The organism is Phyllobacterium brassicacearum (assembly GCF_003010955.1).
GTDB classification, from domain to species: domain Bacteria; phylum Pseudomonadota; class Alphaproteobacteria; order Rhizobiales; family Rhizobiaceae; genus Phyllobacterium; species Phyllobacterium brassicacearum.
In genome coordinates this window covers 23,798-43,226 of sequence record NZ_PGGO01000004.1, presented here as the reverse complement: position 1 = coordinate 43,226, position 19,429 = coordinate 23,798, and the positions used below count along the sequence as shown (strand labels likewise).

At 56.0% G+C, this 19,429-nt stretch carries 17 protein-coding genes; 9 read left to right on the top strand and 8 right to left on the bottom strand.

The genetic code is table 11. The features are described from left to right. The first annotated feature begins 28 nt into the window (after positions 1-28). Entirely contained in the window at positions 29-787 is a 759-nt protein-coding gene (locus CU102_RS30955) for a low temperature requirement protein A (RefSeq protein WP_342588742.1), read from the top strand. Here CU102_RS30955 and CU102_RS07285 read toward each other — a convergent pair. Next, positions 671-1,642, bottom strand: a complete 972-nt coding sequence (locus tag CU102_RS07285; protein WP_106710422.1) for an extensin-like domain-containing protein — start codon at positions 1,640-1,642, stop codon at positions 671-673. The two genes, CU102_RS30955 and CU102_RS07285, sit on opposite strands and share 117 nt — an antisense overlap. 182 nt (positions 1,643-1,824) lie before the next feature. On the opposite strand from CU102_RS07285, the gene CU102_RS07280 reads away from it, so the two are divergent. Beyond that, entirely contained in the window at positions 1,825-2,175 is a 351-nt protein-coding gene (locus CU102_RS07280) for a DMT family protein (RefSeq protein ID WP_106710512.1), read from the top strand. Here the strand turns inward: CU102_RS07280 and CU102_RS07275 are convergent. Next, on the bottom strand, positions 2,165-3,055 hold the full coding sequence (locus CU102_RS07275; RefSeq protein ID WP_106710420.1) for a DMT family transporter: 891 nt from the start codon (positions 3,053-3,055) through the stop codon (positions 2,165-2,167). The genes CU102_RS07280 and CU102_RS07275 overlap by 11 nt on opposite strands. Positions 3,056-3,134: 79 nt before the next feature. Then, the gene (locus tag CU102_RS07270; RefSeq protein ID WP_106710418.1) at positions 3,135-4,283 is read right to left on the bottom strand and encodes a PQQ-dependent sugar dehydrogenase; all 1,149 of its coding nucleotides are present in this window, start codon (positions 4,281-4,283) and stop codon (positions 3,135-3,137) included. A gap of 290 nt (positions 4,284-4,573) precedes the next feature. Here CU102_RS07270 and greA point away from each other — a divergent pair, with 290 nt between their 5' ends. The 3 genes from greA to CU102_RS07255 are packed head-to-tail and all read left to right on the top strand — an operon-like array spanning position 4,574 to position 6,850. Beyond that, positions 4,574-5,047, top strand: coding sequence for a transcription elongation factor GreA (gene greA, locus CU102_RS07265; RefSeq protein WP_106710511.1), 474 nt, complete (start codon positions 4,574-4,576; stop codon positions 5,045-5,047). 19 nt (positions 5,048-5,066) lie between these two features. Continuing rightward, positions 5,067-6,116, top strand: coding sequence for a glycosyltransferase family 4 protein (locus CU102_RS07260; RefSeq protein WP_245425260.1), 1,050 nt, complete (start codon positions 5,067-5,069; stop codon positions 6,114-6,116). Next, entirely contained in the window at positions 6,113-6,850 is a 738-nt protein-coding gene (locus CU102_RS07255) for a glycosyltransferase family 25 protein (RefSeq protein WP_106710415.1), read from the top strand. The genes CU102_RS07260 and CU102_RS07255 overlap by 4 nt, the downstream gene beginning before the upstream one ends. On the opposite strand, the gene CU102_RS07250 is transcribed toward CU102_RS07255, so the two are convergent. After that, positions 6,847-7,317 (bottom strand): Lrp/AsnC family transcriptional regulator, encoded by a 471-nt coding sequence (locus CU102_RS07250; protein ID WP_106710413.1) that lies wholly within the window; start codon positions 7,315-7,317, stop codon positions 6,847-6,849. The two genes, CU102_RS07255 and CU102_RS07250, sit on opposite strands and share 4 nt — an antisense overlap. 346 nt (positions 7,318-7,663) lie before the next feature. Here CU102_RS07250 and trxB point away from each other — a divergent pair, with 346 nt between their 5' ends. Continuing rightward, entirely contained in the window at positions 7,664-8,638 is a 975-nt protein-coding gene (gene trxB, locus CU102_RS07245) for a thioredoxin-disulfide reductase (RefSeq protein ID WP_106710411.1), read from the top strand. Positions 8,639-8,696: 58 nt separating this feature from the next. Next, complete coding sequence (locus tag CU102_RS07240) at positions 8,697-9,593, top strand: LysR family transcriptional regulator (protein WP_106710409.1); 897 nt, start codon at positions 8,697-8,699, stop codon at positions 9,591-9,593. Between the two features lie 339 nt (positions 9,594-9,932). On the opposite strand, the gene msrP is transcribed toward CU102_RS07240, so the two are convergent. Both msrP and CU102_RS07230 read right to left on the bottom strand, forming a co-directional pair. Continuing rightward, on the bottom strand, positions 9,933-10,910 hold the full coding sequence (msrP, locus tag CU102_RS07235) for a protein-methionine-sulfoxide reductase catalytic subunit MsrP (RefSeq protein WP_208113827.1): 978 nt from the start codon (positions 10,908-10,910) through the stop codon (positions 9,933-9,935). 140 nt (positions 10,911-11,050) lie between these two features. Then, positions 11,051-12,253, bottom strand: coding sequence for a pyridoxal phosphate-dependent aminotransferase (locus CU102_RS07230; protein ID WP_106710509.1), 1,203 nt, complete (start codon positions 12,251-12,253; stop codon positions 11,051-11,053). Positions 12,254-12,495: 242 nt separating this feature from the next. On the opposite strand from CU102_RS07230, the gene CU102_RS07225 reads away from it, so the two are divergent. After that, positions 12,496-13,110 (top strand): glutathione S-transferase family protein, encoded by a 615-nt coding sequence (locus CU102_RS07225; RefSeq protein WP_106710407.1) that lies wholly within the window; start codon positions 12,496-12,498, stop codon positions 13,108-13,110. A 146-nt stretch (positions 13,111-13,256) separates the two neighbouring features. On the opposite strand, the gene CU102_RS07220 is transcribed toward CU102_RS07225, so the two are convergent. After that, positions 13,257-13,469: a cold-shock protein gene (locus CU102_RS07220; protein WP_099998246.1), complete on the bottom strand. Its 213-nt coding sequence runs from the start codon at positions 13,467-13,469 to the stop codon at positions 13,257-13,259. Positions 13,470-13,802: 333 nt separating this feature from the next. Here CU102_RS07220 and CU102_RS07215 point away from each other — a divergent pair, with 333 nt between their 5' ends. Then, positions 13,803-15,587: an ABC transporter ATP-binding protein/permease gene (locus tag CU102_RS07215; protein WP_106710405.1), complete on the top strand. Its 1,785-nt coding sequence runs from the start codon at positions 13,803-13,805 to the stop codon at positions 15,585-15,587. Between the two features lie 58 nt (positions 15,588-15,645). On the opposite strand, the gene carB is transcribed toward CU102_RS07215, so the two are convergent. Next, a complete protein-coding gene (carB, locus tag CU102_RS07210) occupies positions 15,646-19,131 on the bottom strand; it encodes a carbamoyl-phosphate synthase large subunit (RefSeq protein ID WP_106710403.1) in 3,486 nt (1,161 codons plus the stop codon). Positions 19,132-19,429: the final 298 nt, after the last annotated feature.

Genomic DNA, 19,429 nt, shown 5'->3' with positions numbered 1-19,429 from the left:
TCCCATTTGGCAGTAGCGTTATAGGAATATGTTCTCAGATGAGAACTTCGGTGGCATTGCAAATCATCATGCACAGAGACATGGTAAGTTCGTGTCGTTATCGGTAATGTCGAATACGATTCTTGTAAAATTCCAGGATCAAACGATCCTCATTTTGATAAAAGACATACCATTTCTGGAAAAATGCGTTCGAAAATTGGGGCAAAAACGTGGCATTTTTTGGCGCAATTCATACTCACGCACGCGCGATGAAGCCAACAGCGCGAAAGTCGACTTTGTCGAATTGTTCTTCGATCTCGTTTTTGTCTTCGCAATCACTCAAATATCGCATCTGCTACTGCACGACCTGAGCATTAAAGGTCTTGCCGAAAGTGCGTTGATGCTCGCAGCGATCTGGTGGGTCTGGGTCTATACGATGTGGTGTAACAACTGGCTCGACCCGGCCACGCTGCCGGGGCGGATCATGCTGTTCGTGCTGATGCTGGCGGGTCTTGTGCTTTCCACGTCAATTCCCACGGCGTTCGGAGAACGCGGAACGGTGTTCGCTTGCGCCTTCGTCTTCATGCAAGTCGGCCGATCAATTTTCATGATCTGGAATATTGGGGACGAGCGGAAGCGGATCATCCGGTTCAGTCGGAATGACATGCTTATAAAAGCGTTCTGTTCTTGCTCAGCGACAGGCGCGGCGCCCGGTGCGGCGCTGCATCAGGTCAAAATGGAAATGATCGCGGTGGAACCTGTCGTAGCCAGGGCCGAGAACAGTTGTGAAATAATCGCACGCGTCTGAGCGCACGGAATTTAGCAGCCCGCGCTGGCGGAAGGCGAAGAAGCCGGGCTTCTGTACCTTAATATCGCGACCATTGTTGAGGGTGATCTTCGCGATATCGAGTGCGTTGCCCTTGGAATGTTCAGACATGCTTCGCCCGCGTTGATTGCTCATGGTACGGCAGGAATAGCTCGACGCCTGGTGAATCGTGTTGATCCCGGAGAGATAGCGAAGTCGCGTAGAAGGTGAGAGATCGCCCTTGACCCAGCGCGCAAATGCCAGCGTCATCTGGCAGTTCAACGTTGCGCTCGGCTTGAGTTTGATCCGACCGCTCGAGAAACCGCTGACTCTAAGCGGATGATCGATACGGCATACGCCTCCATCGTTGATCGGTTCGCGTTCCTGGAAGACAACGCCAAGCCGTTTCAGCTGGGTCCGGCAGGCGACCTCGCTGCTGGACATGGCATAAAGGTTTTCACCCCGGGCTATCGGATCGCTTATGCCGCCCGGATAACCATGGCTATCGTCCTGGTTTTCTTCGTTGATGACTGGATCGGGTTCAGGGGTGGACGGTAACTGGGTATCCTGGTTCGCAATTTGCTGATCGTCCGGTGTCGACAGCGGCTGCAGCTCCTCGCTCGCCATCTGTTCGCTCTCTGGTACAACCAGTCTCTGAGTATCCTCTGTTGCTACCTGCTGGTTCTCCTCACTGGCCAGGGATTGCTCAGCTACAGCCGTGTCCGTGCTGCTCCCGACGTCAGCCATCGGGCGTCTGACATCGCCCATGCCGCAAGCATTGAGCGCCGTGCATGAACACAGAACCATGATCGTTGACATGCGCCTCAAGCGCCTAGCGGACGACAACGCAAAACTCATGTCACCACATCCCCTTGCCTGATGCAGCTAAAACTAGTTATAAATTGTAAAGGAAAGGTCAGCGCTGGCCTTAAGACCTGCGTCAGAAATACGGCGCGCGCGGTTGTGGCTTGATTTCATTGCATGCGGCAATGCAATTAGGTGGAACTGCAGTCTCTCCTTTCCTCCCAAATGAGCCAATGATGTCAACCTTCCTTTCACCCTCCATCATGCCCATCCTGCTGCTCATAGTGTCGAACGTGTTCATGACCTTCGCCTGGTATGGTCATCTGAAGTACCCGGCTGCACCTTTGACCCCAGTGGTCTTCGGCAGTTGGGGTATCGCACTCGTTGAATACTGGTTTGCGATCCCCGCAAATCGTATTGGACACGCGGTCTATTCGACGGCGGAGCTGAAGACCATGCAGGAAGTGATCACGCTGGTTGTCTTCAGCGTGTTCTCTGTCCTTTACCTGAAGGAATCGTTCACTTGGCAGCATGTGGCGGGATTCGCCCTGATAGCCGGTGGGGCAACGTTGATTTTCAAGGCCTGACATCGGCCCGGCTGCGCAGAGCCGGAACAAGCTCGACTGCAATCATTGCGACGAAGATGAGGGCGCAGCCAACTGCCCCCTGGATCGACATGCGTTCTCCAAGTATGAGGGCGCCAAAAAGTGCAGCGAAGAGCGCTTCGGAAGACAACATGATGGCAGCTTGTGGTGCGGTTGTGAAACGTTGACCGACTGCCTGCAGCGTGAAGGCAATTCCGGAAGAGAATATACCAGCAAAGAGGATCTCCGGTGCGGCTGCCAGCACTGAAAAGACTTCGGTGCGTTCGGTCCCGAGCGCGATGATGAGGCCGAGGACACCGCATACGACAAATTGCACGAGTGCAAGCATGATCGGTCTGCCGCTCTTGATTGCAATGCGATTGACGAAAATGATCTGAAGTGCCCAGAACGCAGCGCAGGCAACTGTCAACCAGTCGCCGATCGCCAATCCATCGAGCTGACCGCCGGATAACAAATAAATGCCTGCAAGCGCCGTCATGGCGCAGGGCCACACCACAGGATGGGGCCACTGCCAGAACAGCAAGACGGCCAGGAATGGCACCATCACGACATAAAGCCCGGTCAGGAAGCCTGAGTTGGTAACCGACGTTGTCATTATGCCGATTTGCTGGAGTGCTGCGCCGGAAAAAAGCAGCACGCCGATGAAGAAAAATCCGTAATAGTCCGAGCGTGTCAGCTTTTCGTGGGAATTTTTTTCTTCGCGGACTGCGAAGGGGAGGACGGTCAGAGCCGCCAAGAGGAATCGGACGGCAACAAACATGAAGGGGCCAACACTGCTCATGGCGCTGGATTGCGCGACAAAACCGAGGCCCCAGATAGCTCCAGCAGCAAGCAGCAAAATATTGGCACGGCCGTGCGTCATGATGATTCTCCGCGGATACCCTGTCCCCGCCGCGGCGAATCTGTAATGGCTACGACACACGGCAGCAAGCGGATTTGAATCAGGTCTGAGGTGTGCGGCTCAAGCGGATGATTTCTCCATTGCTTTCATCGGTGAGGAGGTAGACTGAGCCGTCAGGAGCAACCCGAACATCGCGTATACGCCCAAACTCGCCGTCGAAAATCCGCTCTTCGCCCGTGATCACGCCTTTTTCATCGCGGTCGAGGCGCGATAGCAATTCGAACTTGAGTGACCCGACAAGGAGGTCGCCTTTCCATTCGGGAAACATTGCCCCCTCATAGACTGCGGCCCCCGAAGGCGCGATCGACGGGTCCCAGTAGTAAAGCGGCTGCTCATAGCCTTTGGCCGCCGTACCCTTACCAATCTTCGCGCCCGAGTAATCCTTGCCATATGTTATCACTGGCCAGCCATAATTCTTTCCTGGCTGCGGCTGGTTGACCTCGTCGCCACCCATTGCGCCATGCTCTACGGTCCACAGTGATTGCGTGACGGGGTCCCAAAATGCGCCTTGCGGGTTACGGTGGCCCTTGGACCAGAGCTCCGGAAGGCCCAGCTTTCCATCGGCAAACGGATTGTCTGCCGGAATGGAGCCATCCGCGTTGATGCGTAGCACAGAACCTGCATGATCCCTGAAATCCTGTGCACGCCGTTGCTCGCCCCGTTCACCCATGGTGACGAACAGCTTGCCGTCGGGCGCTACAACGATGCGCGAGCCGAAATGCTGTCCTCTCCTGCTCTTCCGGTTCATCGAAACGAGCACGGATACATCTTCAAGTGCTGCGCCATTCTGGTCGCGGACAAGTTTCGCGCTTGCCAATGCCGTTCCGGCTCCCCCCTTGCCCGGTTGTGAATAGGTGAAATAAATTCCGCCGCTTGTCGGGAAGTCGGGGGCGAGCGCAACGTCGAGCAATCCACCCTGACCCATGACTGCGACCTTGGGTACGTTGGCGATTGGTTCCGAAACCTTGCCGTTGGTGATGATGCGCATGTTGCCGACCCGTTCGGTCACGAGGAGGGCGCCATCCGGCAGAAAGGCAAGGCTCCACGGATGGTTGAGACTGCCTGCAACTGTTTCCGTCGAAACAGTTACTTTTTCGGTCTTGAAGTCCTTCGCGGAAGCAGTGACGCAAGAAGCGGCAATCAGGGTGGTGAACACGCTGACGGATAAGGCTCTAAATCCCGAATTCATTAATGACTATCCTTTTGTCGTTCGGCAAAGCATGCCGTATTTTGCGCATAATCCACTCATCCGTCGTCTCACAGTGATGTGAATGATGCCTCGGCTCCACCAGCCGGCTAAGAACAAGCCGTGAGTTGCGACATTTTCCACTTTCTTCGTGAAATTGCCCGAAACAGTGCTATATTGAGGGACGGATGACTGAACGGTTCCGAAGTTTGAGCTTCGGTGACCGTTTTCTTTTTGTGCCGCGCGGCTACCCGATAAGGCGCCGTTCGGTACTGACTACGAAAGGAGAGGGCATGGAAAAGGTCCCGATGACACAGGCTGGGTTTGATAAGCTCAAGGAAGAATTGCGCTGGCGCCAACAGGAAGAGCGGCCGCGCATCATCCAGGCAATTTCGGAAGCGCGCGCCCATGGCGACCTTTCGGAAAATGCCGAGTATCATGCCGCCAAGGAAGCGCAGAGCCATAATGAAGGCCGCGTGGGCGAGCTTGAGGATTATACCGCTCGCGCCGAAATCATCGATATATCAAAGCTTTCAGGCGACAAGATCAAGTTTGGCGCCACGATCCATCTGATCGACGAGGATACCGAAGAGAAGCGGATCTATCAGATTGTTGGCGATCAGGAGGCAGACCCGAAAGCCGGACGCATTTCCATTTCATCGCCGATTGCGCGCGCGCTGATCGGCAAGAGCGAGGGTGAGACGATCGAGGTCAATGCACCGGGTGGTGCCCGGTCTTACGAAATCATCGGCTTCAGATTCGTCTGAATCGGTGTCTGCCGATAGCGTGAACAGCGTCGAAGTGATCGCTCCGAATTTCAAGCGAGAGCTTTCCGGAGTCACTTCGACGATCATTCAACTCATTCCGTTGCAGCGGGCCAATGGCCTCAATATTGTCACCATGGGTCCGGGATTGCCCGCGGCACTGCCGAGTATTGGCTGGATGTCGGTTCCAGCTCTTTGGTTCAAGCCGAGGACCCGACCATTTCGCATCTGGCACGCGCGCCGCAACAATGAGATGATTGCCGGGATTCTTATGCGCTCGGTGCTGCGCATGAGATTGAAGCTGTTGTTCACTTCGGCTGCGCAACGGGATCACAAGCCTTTCACCAAATGGCTGATCCGGCAAATGAACGCGGTGATTGCCACGAGTGGCAAGTCTGGCAGTTTCCTGAAAGTGCCCCACACGGTCATTATGCACGGTGTCGATACAGACCTGTTCCATCCACCACAGGATGAACAGGACAGGTTTGCGGCCTCAGGCCTTCCGGGAGAACTTCTGGTTGGCTGTTCGGGACGCATCCGGCCTTCTAAAGGTACGGATCTCTTCGTTGATGCGATGATCAATCTATTGCCGCAGCACCCGCGATGGACAGCGGTCATGACTGGCCGCACGACCACGGAAAACAAGGGCTTTGAACAAGCGCTCCGTGACAAAATTGCGCAAGCGGGACTCGCGGATCGCATCCTGTTCCTGGGGGAGGTGCCTGATGTGCGCCTCTGGTATCGCAGGATGACCCTCTATGTGGCGCCTTCGCGCAATGAAGGTTTTGGCCTAACGCCGCTTGAAGCCATGGCGTCACAAACGGCTGTCGTGGCGAGCGATGCCGGTGCGTATGCCGAGATGATCGAGGCTGGAACCGGAACTGTCGTTACCGCCGGCGATGGTGCTGCGCTCGAGGCGGCCATTGCACCTTACCTTGCGGATCCAGCTATGTGTGAAAGCGCTGGCAGATCGGCGCTTGCCCATGTCCGGGAAAACTTCCCGTTGCAAAAGGAAGCCGTCAAGATCCTTGAAGTCTATGAGAACATGTTCGACAGCGGATCGAAGCTGTGACGGTTGCGGCTTTCATCATCCATCTTGGACGGGCGGAGAAGCGTGGAGAACATGTTCGCGGATTGATCAGGCGCTTGCCAGTCAAAGCAGAGATCGTCGAAGCTTTGGACGCGCTGGACATGAGCGATGACGAGGTGCGGGCCGTCTATAGCCGCTCGCTGCACAGCCCGCATTATCCATTTGCGCTGCGTGTGTCAGAAGTTGCCTGCTTTCTATCGCATCGCAAGGCCTGGCAAGCAATCGTCAACCGCAATCTCGATGCCGGCCTCATCATAGAGGACGATGTCGATGTGGACGATGCAGCTTTTGCCACGCAATTGAAGCTTGCCATGGATAGCGTGAAGCAAAGCGACTATATCCGCTTTCCGCGCTGGCCGCGGGGTGAGAAGGGGCCAGAAGTTGCCCGGGCCGGTACAAACAGCCTTATAGAGCCGGCATTGCCGGGCCTCGGGATGCAGATGCAACTCGTCGGACGTGATGCGGCGGCCGCGCTGCTTGCGGCAACCGAACGTTTCGACCGGCCCGTCGATACGACGATCCAGATGCGCTGGTTGCACCCGATCCGCATACTTTCAGCGCGTCCGATCACCATTCGCGAGATTGATTTCAATCTTGGCGGAACGGTGGTTCAGGGCAAGAACAAGACCGTTTTGGCGCGGCTGGGCCGGGAGATCCTGCGGCCTTGCTATCGTGTCAGCCTGTATTTCCACAGCCTGACACGCAAACGGCTCTAGAGTACCATCAGGGGTTCGTTCTTGACGGACCGGATGGTCAGCGATGTGCGTACGGAATCGACATTCGGCGTCGACGTCAATTCTTCGATGACGAAGTTCTGGAACGTGCTGAGGTCGCTGGCGACGCAGTGGAGCAGAAAATCCGACTCGCCCGATACCATCCAGGCGCGGCGAACCAGAATCCAGTCCCGCGTCTTTTCTGCGAAACTTTTCAGATCGGCATCCGATTGGCGATGCAGGCGGATCATGCAAAAGGCGACAATATCCTGACCCAGGATCGAGCCGTTGAGAATAGCCCGATAACCTTGAATGACGCCGCTCTCCTCGAGCTTGCGCACCCGGCGCAGGCACGGCGGCGCCGAAATACCGACGCGTTCAGCCAGTTCCACATTGGTGATCCGGCCATTATCCTGCAGCTGTTTCAGGATTTTCCAGTCGATCGCATCGAGGTCCGCCTTCAAAGGCATATTCTATCCTGTCCCAAGAGAATTGTGGTCACCATAGGCGATTCCCCGCGCTGTGTAATCACATCCCGCGCCGGTTGCAAACAGGTTCAACACTGGAAGATGCATACGAAGAATACGAGAGCCCCAGACCGCAATTTTGACATCTGATGCGTCATAACCTGTTCCGGCAGACGGTACAACGCGCTGGAGATCCGCAATCAAACGTACAAGCTGTGGCTAACGCGCCTATGTTGCGCACAGACCTTGCAACAAAGGGGTCTGAACCACTACTTTATGGCGGTTGAAAGCGAACCCCGGTTTAAGCCACCTATCGTGGCTCGAACCGACAATAATTCAAGGTCTTGTTATGTCACAGCGCCATGTGCCCGTTCTTATCATCGGTTCCGGTCCCGCCGGTTACACCGCAGCGATCTATGCGGCCCGCGCAAACCTGAAGCCGGTTATCGTGGCCGGCCTGCAGCAGGGCGGGCAGTTGATGATCACGACCGATGTGGAAAATTATCCGGGCTATGCCGATACAGTTCAGGGCCCCTGGATGATGGATCAAATGCGTATCCAGGCTGAGCATGTTGGCGCCGAGATCGTGCATGACATCATCACTGAGGTCGATTTGTCCGTTCGTCCGTTCCGCCTCGTTGGTGATGGCGGTACGCAATATACATGTGACGCCCTCATCATTGCCACGGGTGCGCAGGCAAAATGGCTCGGCATACCGACAGAACAGGCGTTCATGGGCTTCGGCGTATCCGCCTGCGCTACATGCGATGGTTTCTTTTATCGCAACAAAGATGTTGTGGTGGTCGGCGGCGGCAATACTGCGGTGGAAGAAGCACTTTACCTTGCCAATCTGGCTAAGTCGGTCACGGTCGTGCATCGTCGCGATCACTTCCGTGCGGAAAAAATCCTGCAGGACCGTCTTTTCAGAAAAGAGAACATCAAAGTCGTTTGGGACAGTGTCGTTGATGAGATCACCGGTACAGAAGCCAAGGCGCCGCTACCAGCATCGGTATCCGGCGTGCGGCTGAAGAATGTGAAGACGGGCGAGACGACAGACCTGGCTACTGATGGTGTCTTCGTTGCCATCGGCCATGCACCGGCCGTTGAGCTTTTTAAGGGGAAACTCAAGCATAAGCCGAATGGTTATCTCTGGACTGCGCCAGACTCGACTGCAACGGACGTCTCAGGTGTCTATGCTGCTGGCGATGTCACTGACGATATTTATCGTCAGGCGGTCACTGCGGCCGGGATGGGCTGCATGGCAGCTCTCGAAGCCGAACGTTGGCTTGCTGCTCAGGAACCAGTACGCGAAGCTGCTGAATAGCAGCCAATAATTGGAGCTGACCACGATATGCGTGGTCAGAACGGGGAGAAATTGCGCGATGTCGCTTGATTGGGACAAGCTGCGAATATTTCATGCTGCTGCGGAGGCGGGGTCATTCACCCATGCCGCTGAGACGCTGCATTTGTCGCAATCGGCTATTTCCCGCCAGGTGAGTGCACTTGAGCAGGACGTTGGCGTACCGCTGTTCCACCGCCACGCCCGTGGACTTATCCTTACCGAGCAGGGCGAGGTTCTCTACCGCACGGCTCATGAAGTGCTGATGAAGCTCGAAAATGTCCGCTCGCGTCTCACCGAGAGCAAGGACAGGCCATCCGGAAAATTGCGCGTCACCACAACGGTCGGACTTGGCTCAGGCTGGCTGATCGAGCGCGTGCAGGAGTTCATTGAGCTTTACCCGGAAGTGCAACTGCAATTGCTACTCGACAATGAGGAGCTTGATCTGACGATGCGCCATGCGGATTGCGCTATTCGCCTGCGTCAGCCGCAGCAACCAGATCTGATTCAGCGTCGGCTGTTTACCGTGCACATGCACGTCTATGCATCGCCGGCCTATATTGCCAAGTATGGCAAGATCGAAAGTATCGAAGAGATCGACACGCATCGCATTGTCAGCTTTGGTGAGCCCGCGCCCTCTTACCTGACCAATCTTAACTGGCTGGAGGTGATCGGCCGGTCAGACGGCAATTTGCGGCCGGCAGTCCTGCAGATCAACAACCTCCTCTCGATCAAGCGGGCGATCCAGAAGGGTGTCGGCCTCGGTGTGCTGCCGGACTACATGGTGGAGAAGGATTCAACGCTGGTCCGGCTACTGCCTGAAATGGAACTGCCGTCATTCGATACGTTCTTCTGCTATCCGGAAGGAATCAAAAACGCTGCCAAATTGCACGTGTTTCGAGATTTCCTTTTCTCGAAAGCGCGCACCTGGTCGTATTGAGCGCATCGGTCAGAGGTTTTGCGAAAAGTTTTTCTTTCCAGCCGAGCGCCTGGCGGCAGCATAAAATTACCCGTTTTTCCCATGCCGCTGACGATCATTCCAATATTGCAAGGGAAACTGGTGCTATGCATTCGGCGCATGGGTGCGTTGCACAAATGGGTGTTGCGATAAACGGCTAAAACCCTCATATCCACATCACTTGCCGGTGCGTCTCCTCCTCCCATTGCGCGCCCGCAAGTGTTCCCCTCTGGAGGTTTCGCCGGAAACGGCATCCCTTCAAAACTTAAGGCCGGGCAATTGTCCGGCCTCTTTTCTTTTCAGGGGTAAATTCACGGTACATCATCGATAGAGCGGTTCGCTCTCGAGTTCCTTGTACATCGACGCAACCTGTTCGCCATAACCGTTAAACAACAGGGTCGGCACCGTTTCTCCCGTATGCAGCACGCGTTCCTGTGCCTGGCTCCAGCGCGGGTGCGCGACCTCCGGGTTAACGTTAGCCCAGAAGCCGTATTCGTTCGAAGCCAATCCCTCCCAGAAGCTTACAGGACGCTCATCAGTGAAGGTGATTTTGCGGATCGATTTCACCGACTTGAACCCGTATTTCCAGGGCAAGGCGAGCCGTATGGGCGCGCCGAACTGGTTGAGCAGGGGTTTGCCGTAGGCTCCGGTGACGATGAACGCCAGGTCGTTGGCGGCTTCTGCCATCGTCACGCCTTCGACGTAAGGCCAGGTATAGAGGAAGCCGTTCTGTCCGCTTGCCATCGAGGGATCATTGAACGTCTCGAAGCGAATGTATTTTGCGGATGCTGTTGGCTTGGCAAGTTCAACGAGTTTTGCCAGGGAGAAGCCGGTCCAGGGTACTGTCATTGACCAGGCCTCGACACAGCGATGGCGATAAAGCCGCTCCTCCAGCGGGATTTTTGTTTCGAGATCCGCAAAGGCTATCGTGAAGGGTTCGTCCACCATCCCGTCGATCTCGATGTCCCAAGGGTTTGTAATCAGTGTCTGTGCTTCCGTCCAGATGTCCTTGTCGCCACCAAACTCGTAGAAATTGTTGTATTTCGAATTGATCTCTTCGGGTGTGAGGCTGCGATCAAGCTTGTAGGCTTCATTCCGCTTCGCCGGATAAAGGGCAGGGTTGCCTGCGGGTTTGCGCTCGGCTTCTGCATGCGCCGTTCCGGACAGAGGGGAGGTCGCAACCACCAGCGCACCCAAGCCCCAGGCCTTGAGGATCGCACGCCGATTGAGGAATACGTCTTCAGGTGTTGCCAGGGCTTCGGAAAGCGCCCAGCCGGGCTTTCGGTGGATAGCAATCATGATCATTCCTTGTGTGCAGTTTTCGACTGAACGTACCCAGTTTTCGACAACTGGAGTCACACAATACTGTGAAGCTTTGGGAGGCGCGCAAAAATAAAAGGGCCACAACGGGCCCCTCAATTCTTGCCTGTTCGCTGGCCTCAGCGAAGGTTGGCGCAGAAGCGCTGGATGCGCTTACCGGCTTCTTCGAGATTGGCATCGGACGTGGCATAGGAGATGCGGAAATTCGGTCCAAGACCGAATGCCGAACCGTGCACAGCCGCGACGGCTTCGGTCGCGAGCAGTTCGCTCACAAAATCCTCGTCCGTTGCAATGACCTTGCCGGACGGGGCGGTCTTGCCGATTGCTGCCGCGCAGGACGGATAGACGTAGAAGGCTCCTTCCGGCTTGGGGCATTCCAGGAAATTGGTCTGGTTAAGCATCGAGACAATGAGATCGCGGCGCGCTTCGAATGCTTTCTTAAAGACCGTCAGGTGGGCCTGTGTGCCGTCGAGGGCCTCCACTGCCGCCCATTGCGAGATCGAGCTTGTGCCCGAGGTTTGCTGACCTTGCACCATATCCATGGCCTTGATCAGTTCCAGCGGACCGGCAGCGTAGCCGATACGCCAACCGGTCATGGCGTAGGCTTTCGACACGCCGTTCATGGTCAACGTGCGATCATAAAGGTTCGTTTCAACCTGTGCTGGTGTTACGAACTTGAAATCGCCATAGGTCAGATGTTCGTACATGTCGTCAGTCAACACCCAGACATGCGGATGGCGCATGAGGACGTCGGTAAGCTTCTTCATCTCGTCCCAGCTGTATGCAGCGCCGGATGGGTTAGAGGGAGAGTTCATGATGATCCATTTGGTTTTAGGTGTAATGACCCTTTCCAGATCCTCCGGCTGCAGCTTGAACTCGTTCTCCTGGACGGCTGAAACGATGACGGGTGTGCCACCGCACAGGGCCACCATTTCAGGGTAGCTCACCCAATACGGAGCGACGCAGATCACTTCATCCCCAGGGTTTAGAGTCGCGAGCAACGCATTGTAAATGACGTGCTTGCCGCCGGTTCCGACGATCACCTGGTTCGACTTGTATTCGAGCTCGTTCTCGCGCTTGAACTTGCGCACAATAGCCTCGCGCAGCTGCGGGATGCCGGCGACAGGGGTGTATTTCGTCTCACCGCGGCGAATAGCGGCGATAGCAGCTTCCTTGACATTGTCGGGCGTATCAAAATCCGGCTCGCCAACGGAAAGCGATATGACATCCCGGCCCTCGGCTTTCAGATCGCGCGCTTTCTGGGTGATCGCAATCGTTGCGGAAGTCTTCACGCGGGAAAGGGCGTCTGCGAGGAATGCCATGGTATCGTTCTCCAATAACGAGGGTTTGATGACCGGTAGACGGTTTGCGGGCCTGCTATGTCGCAATGGCCGGAGAATCGCAAGCAAAAGCATGGTGATGGTCTTCACATCGTGCACTTTCTGTGCAGGGTGTGGCATGGATTGCTGCAAACATCAGCGATGCTTGCATTACGCTTCAATCAAAATGATTGGACAGAGAGGGAAGTAGCGGGAATATTCGCCCGCCACAGGAGACTAGCACGATGCCAAAACTCTATTCGCAAATCGATTCCGGAAACTGCTACAAGCCACGGCTTTTGATGGCAAAACTGGCGTTGCCATTCGAGCACATCTCCATTTCTTCAACCGATGGTTCAACGCGCAAACCGGAATTCCTGGCGAAGAACCCGAATGGCAAGGTGCCGCTGCTCGAATTTGACGATGGCCGGCTTCTGGCAGAATCGAATGCCATCCTTCTGCACCTCGCTGAGGGAAGCCGGTTTATTCCGGAAGATGCTTATGATCGTGCGTTGATGTATCAATGGCTGTTCTTTGAGCAGTATACGCATGAGCCAAATATTGCCGTCAGGCGTGCTTTGCTGGTCTACCCAGAGCGAGCCAAGGATGCGACGCCGGAACGCCTGGCAGCGACGCTGGAAGGTGGCAATAAGGCGCTGCTCGTCATGGAAAGCCAGTTGCAGAAAACGCCATACTTCACCGGGAACAACATCAGTGTCGCGGATATTGCGCTCTATGCCTACACGCATGAGGCGAATCGTGGCGGTTATGACCTCTCGGCCTATCCTTCAGTGTCGAAATGGTTGAGTCGTGTGGCGGCCGATGAGGGGCACGTTCCCATCGGTTGGCTGCCGGATTAACTGGGTAAGATCGTGGATGAAGCCGGTTAGAGATTGATTCCTATACGCAGCCTAATCCATTGATATAACATAAAAAAGGCGGGATAAAATCCCGCCTTTTCAAATTCATGTGCGTTCAGAAATCCGACGATTCCCGTATGCGGTTATCAGCCGGCAACGCTGAGGTTGTCAGCAGACGACTTGCCCGAACGACGGTCCTGTACGATCTCGTAGTTGACCTTCTGGCCATCATTGAGACCGCGCAGACCTGCGCGTTCAACAGCGGAGATATGGACGAATACGTCTGCACCACCAGTATCAGGCTGGATGAAGCCGTAGCCCTTAGTGCTGTTGAACCATTTCACTGTTCCCGAAGCCATGGGAAGTTCCTTTCAGATGTATAAGACAGGCAGCATGCACATATGCGGCCCAAGGGAATCGAACCTATGCAATGGAGTTCATCAGGAAGCGCAACGGGTTACGCAGGTCGCAAAGTCACTCGACCGATAAAATCGATGCCGGATACATATGACAGAATTTGCGCCAAAACAAGCCGTATTCAATTGCGGTTATCCTTGAGGCTCGCTGTCACGGGTTGTACGAGCAAATTTTGGCTTTACATTCTCTCTAGAATTTCAGCGCACAACCCGACGTGTTTTAAGATTAAATGGTAAGTGAACAGGCCGAATCGCGGTCGTCCACGGGGGGAACTCATGGCGGAGCAGAAAAAAAACCGATCCACAGCCACCTCCGTCGCAGGCGAAGTGGAAGCAAGCCTTCTCTCCCAATTACGCGTCATTGGCGACATTTATTGGATTTCACCGGTTCGCAACCGACTGATTCTGATGATTCTCGGCGTGTTCAGCATCATTATCGTGACCTCCGCGGGCCAAGTTCTGCTGAATCGCTGGAACGTTCCATTTTACGATGCGCTGTCCAGACGAGATTTCCCGGCATTTGTGGACCAGTTGATGGTTTTCTTCGCGATAGCCTCGGTGCTTTTGGTCCTTAACGTTGCCCAGACATGGCTCAATCAGATGACGCGCCTGAAACTGCGCGAAGGACTGACGCGGGACCTGGTCGGTGAATGGCTGCAGCCCCGCCGGGCATTCAAGCTGTCCAATTCCGGGCCCATTGGTGTCAATCCTGACCAGCGGCTTCACGAAGATGCCCGGCATCTGTCTGAAATGTCGACGGACCTTGGGTTCGGGCTCTTGCAGGCCTCGATTCTGTTGATCAGTTTTGTCGGCGTGCTGTGGACATTCTCCAGCGGTTTCGTGTTCAACGTCTATGGTTATAGCTTCTCCATCCCCGGCTACATGGTTTGGGCTGCCTTTCTCTACGCTGCCTCGGCGTCCTGGCTGAGTTGGCTCGTTGGCCGGAAGTTGATCAAGTACAACGCCGATCGCTACCAGAAGGAATCCGAGCTACGTTTTTCGCTGATGCGGGTTAATGAGCACATCGATGCGATCTCGCTCTATCGTGGAGAGGCGGATGAGAACCGCCGGATTGGCTTCGATATTGACAGCCTCCTTGCGGCTATCCGCTTGCTGGTCACGGCGCTAACGCAGCTCACCTGGGTCACATCCGGTTATGGCTGGATCACCATTGTTGCGCCGATTCTCGTGGCCGCACCGGTGTACTTTGCCGGGAACCTGTCATTTGGCGGGTTGATGGCAGCGGTCGGGGCGTTCAATCAAGTGCATGATGCGCTGAAATGGTTCGTCAATAATTTTGGTGCCATTGCCGACTGGCGCGCGACACTTCTGCGCATCACATCGTTCCGGCAGGCTGTGCAAGCGACTGATATCAGGAACAGTGTAGACCAACGGATCAAATTCGCGGAATCTGGATCGAATGAGATCCGGCTCGATTCGCTCAAAATCACCGCACCCCGGGCGACAGTCCGTTTGAAGGAAAAGCAGGCGGTCGTGAAGGAAGGAGAGCGGGTTCTGATCACGAGCGAACCGGGGATCGATCGCACATTGCTTTTTCGCGCGATCGCGGGCCTTTGGCCATGGGGAGCAGGAACCGTCAGTCTGCCTACAGACGCGAATGTCATATTCATGCCGCGACTGCCCTATTTCCCGCCGGGCACCTTGCGCGAGGCCATGTCCTACCCGGTTGGCAAGGATGGGTTCTCGGACGAGGAGCTCGTCTCAGCACTGCATGAGCTTGGGCTAACCCGCCTTGAGTCGATGCTCGATTTCCGGGCGCGCTGGGATAGGGAGCTAAGCGATGACGAGCAGAAGTCCTTGGCGTTCGCTCGGCTCAAACTGCATAAGCCGCGCTGGGTGGTGATTGATGAGGCGCTTGATGGGATGGAAGCTGGCGCCCACGACCGGGTCATGGGCGTTCTTCGCAATCACCTCGGCAAGTCAACGGTGGTGCATATCGGACGCGAAGACAGAGGCGACCATGTCTTCGCCAAGGTGCTGCATTTTGTTAGTGATCCCTCGGGACATGGTATGGAAGGCGAGGGACTCGAGGGCGTCTAAGTTCTGCCCAAAACAAGGAGCCCCGGTAACCGGGGCAACCTGTATTTCGATCAATGGATCACACAAAATAATCCTGTAGGGGCCGAACTTCCAGCGATCCGGCTTTCAGTGCGGCAATGGCCTCCGCCACGGCGCCGGCACCTGAAAGCGTTGTGTAATAGGGCACCTTCTGCATCAGCGTTGCACGGCGCAGCGACTTCGAATCCGAGATCGCCTTGGCGCTGTCGGTGGTATTGAACACCAGCTGCACCTGCCTGTTGCGAATTGCGTCCTCTACATGCGGGCGGCCTTCCTGAACCTTGTTGATCTTCTGCGCCTCGACACCGTTCTCACCGAGAAAGCGCGCGGTCCCGCCGGTTGCAAGAATCTTGAAGCCAAGCCCGGCCAGACGTTTGACCGAGGGCAAGATCCCCGGCTTGTCCTCATCGCGCACAGAGACGAAGAGCGTTCCATCGCGCGGGAGATCGACACCGGCACCGAGCTGCGACTTGGCGAAGGCCAGCGCGTAATCATAATCGAGGCCCATGACCTCACCAGTTGAGCGCATTTCCGGTCCAAGCAGCGTATCGACGCCTGGGAAGCGTGCAAACGGAAATACTGCCTCTTTCACGGCGATATGCTGGCGTCCGGTGGTTGACGGCCTGCCGCCATAGTTGGCAAGTGCACCATCCAGGGTTTCCCCGGCCATGATGCGTGCCGCAACTTTGGCGATCGGTGTGCCAATGGTCTTGGCGACGAATGGCACTGTACGCGAGGCGCGCGGGTTGACTTCGAGCACGTAGATCGTGTCGTCCTTGATGGCATACTGCACGTTCATTAGGCCGACGACGTTAAGCGATTTTGCGAGCGCGGCGGTTTGTTTTTCGAGCTCGGCCACGGTTTCAACGGAGAGGGAGTGGACGGGCAACGAGCACGCGCTATCGCCGGAATGGATGCCCGCTTCCTCGATGTGTTCCATGATGCCCGAAATCCAGGTGTTCTTGCCATCACACAGGCAGTCCACATCAACCTCGGTTGCTTCCGTCAGATAGCGATCGAACAACAGCGGATTCTTGCCGAGCAGCGTGTTGATCTGACCGGTCTTGTCGTTCGGGTATTTCTGCTTGATGTCTTCCGGCACGAGTTCCGGAACGGTGTCGAGCAAGTAGCTCTGCAGGCCGCGTTCATCGTGGATGATCTGCATAGCGCGGCCACCAAGAACATAGGACGGGCGAACGACAAGCGGGAAGCCGAGTTCGCCGGCAATCGTACGTGCCTGTTCCACGGAATAGGCGATGCCGTTTTTCGGCTGGGCAAGGTCGAGTTTGATCAGGAGCTTCTGGAAACGGTCGCGATCTTCGGCGAGGTCGATTGCATCGGGTGAGGTGCCGAGGATCGGGATGCCGGCTTTCTCAAGGGCATCGGCGAGCTTCAACGGCGTCTGGCCGCCGAATTGGACGATAACGCCATGCAGCGTTCCGGCGGTCTGTTCGGTGCGCAGGATTTCCAGGACATCTTCGGCAGTCAGCGGCTCGAAATAAAGCCGGTCCGATGTGTCGTAGTCGGTCGAGACCGTTTCCGGATTGCAGTTGATCATGATGGCCTCATACCCTGCATCGCGCAGGGCAAAGGCGGCATGGCAGCAGCAATAATCGAACTCGATGCCCTGACCAATGCGGTTCGGACCGCCACCGAGGATGACGACCTTCTTGCGGTTGGAAACCTGTGCCTCGGATGCGAGCACTCCGGCGAACGGCACTTCATAGGTCGAGTACATATAGGCCGTCGGGGAGGCGAACTCGGCCGCGCAGGTATCGATGCGCTTGAATACCGGGTGGACATCGAGCTTGTGGCGCAGCTTGGTAACTTCGCTGGGTTCGATTTTGGCGAGGCTGGCAAGGCGGGCGTCGGAAAAGCCCATGCCTTTCAACATGCGCAGGTTCTGCGCGTCCTTTGGCAGGCCATGCTCCCGCACGCGCTCTTCCGTAGCGATAATCTCCGCCATCTGTTCCAGGAACCATGGATCGATCTTGCACCCTTCGTGAACTTCCTCGACTGATAGGCCAAGACGCAGCGCCTGTCCGACCATGCGCAGACGATCGGGTGTAGGCACGCCGATGGCGGCACGGATGGCATTGTTGTCATTGCCTTCGCCAAGTCCGGGAATTGCGATCTCATCAAGGCCGGTAAGCCCGGTTTCAAGGCCGCGCAGCGCTTTTTGCAGCGATTCCTTGAAGGTACGGCCAATGGCCATGACTTCGCCGACCGATTTCATCGCAGTCGTCAGCGTCGGTTCGGCGCCCGGAAATTTCTCGAAGGCGAAACGCGGGATTTTGGTGACGACGTAGTCGATGGATGGCTCGAACGAGGCAGGTGTCGCACCGCCGGTAATGTCGTTTTCAAGTTCATCGAGTGTGTAGCCGACAGCGAGTTTTGCCGCGACCTTGGCAATCGGGAAGCCTGTTGCTTTCGATGCTAGCGCCGAGGACCGCGATACGCGCGGGTTCATTTCGATGACAATGAGGCGTCCATTCTCGGGGTTGACCGCAAATTGCACGTTTGAGCCGCCGGTCTCGACGCCAATCTCGCGCAGCACCGCGATCGAGGCGTTGCGCATGATCTGGTATTCCTTGTCCGTCAAGGTAAGGGCAGGCGCAACGGTGATGGAGTCGCCGGTATGAACGCCCATCGGGTCGACGTTCTCGATCGAGCAGATGATGATGCAATTGTCCGCCTTGTCGCGGACGACTTCCATCTCATATTCTTTCCAGCCGAGAACGGATTCCTCGATCAGAACCTCTGTCGTGGGCGAAGCGTCGAGGCCGCTGCCGATGATCTCGTAGAATTCGGCGCGGTTATAGGCAATGCCGCCACCGGTGCCGCCCATGGTGAAGGAGGGGCGAATGATCGCTGGCAGGCCAACATGGTCGAGCGCTGCGCCAGCCATTCCAAGGGCATGGGCGACATAGCGCTGCTTGCGGTCACCTTCGCCCAACTGCCATTCCGTTTCCAGCTTGTCCAAAGCTGCATCGAGCTCAGCGCCCGAATACTTGGCCTTTACTGCCTCGCGCTGTTCCTTGTGCAATCTGCGGTCGAGATCCTTGACCTCGGTGGCATTGGCCAGCATCGACCTCGGTGTCTCGAGACCAATCTTGGACATTGCCTCGCGGAAGAGGGCGCGGTCCTCGGCCTTGTCGATCGCTTCGGCGTTGGCGCCGATCATCTCGACATTGTAGCGTTCGAGGACCCCCATGCGACGGAGTGACAGGGCGGTGTTCAGCGCGGTCTGGCCACCCATGGTCGGCAGCAGCGCGTCAGGACGTTCCTTAGCGATGATCTTGGCGACAACTTCCGGGGTGATGGGCTCGATGTAGGTTGCGTCAGCCAATTCCGGATCGGTCATGATCGTTGCCGGATTGGAGTTGACCAGGATAACGCGATAGCCCTCTTCTTTGAGCGCCTTACAGGCCTGCGTGCCGGAGTAGTCGAATTCGCATGCCTGACCGATAATGATCGGTCCAGCCCCGATGATCAGAATAGATTTGATGTCGGTGCGTTTTGGCATGGGTACGTTCCTATCAACAGCGTGCTGCACAAAAAACCGCACGGTTTTGACCGTACGGGCAGGCACATAGTTCCAAATGCGAGGCTAAGGTTGCCTTATAGGCAAAGCAATCGCATTGCGTAACCCCAAAAACGCGCAATTTCACGCTTTTTCGCTGCAGTTTTCATCGCAATGCAACTTTGGTTTTGCTCCTGCATTAATCAGTCACGAAAATTGATTATGTATCGATTGCAGCCGCACGTTGAAAAATAGCATCGTGCGTGAAACAAATATCGCACTATACTACTGCAAATACAGC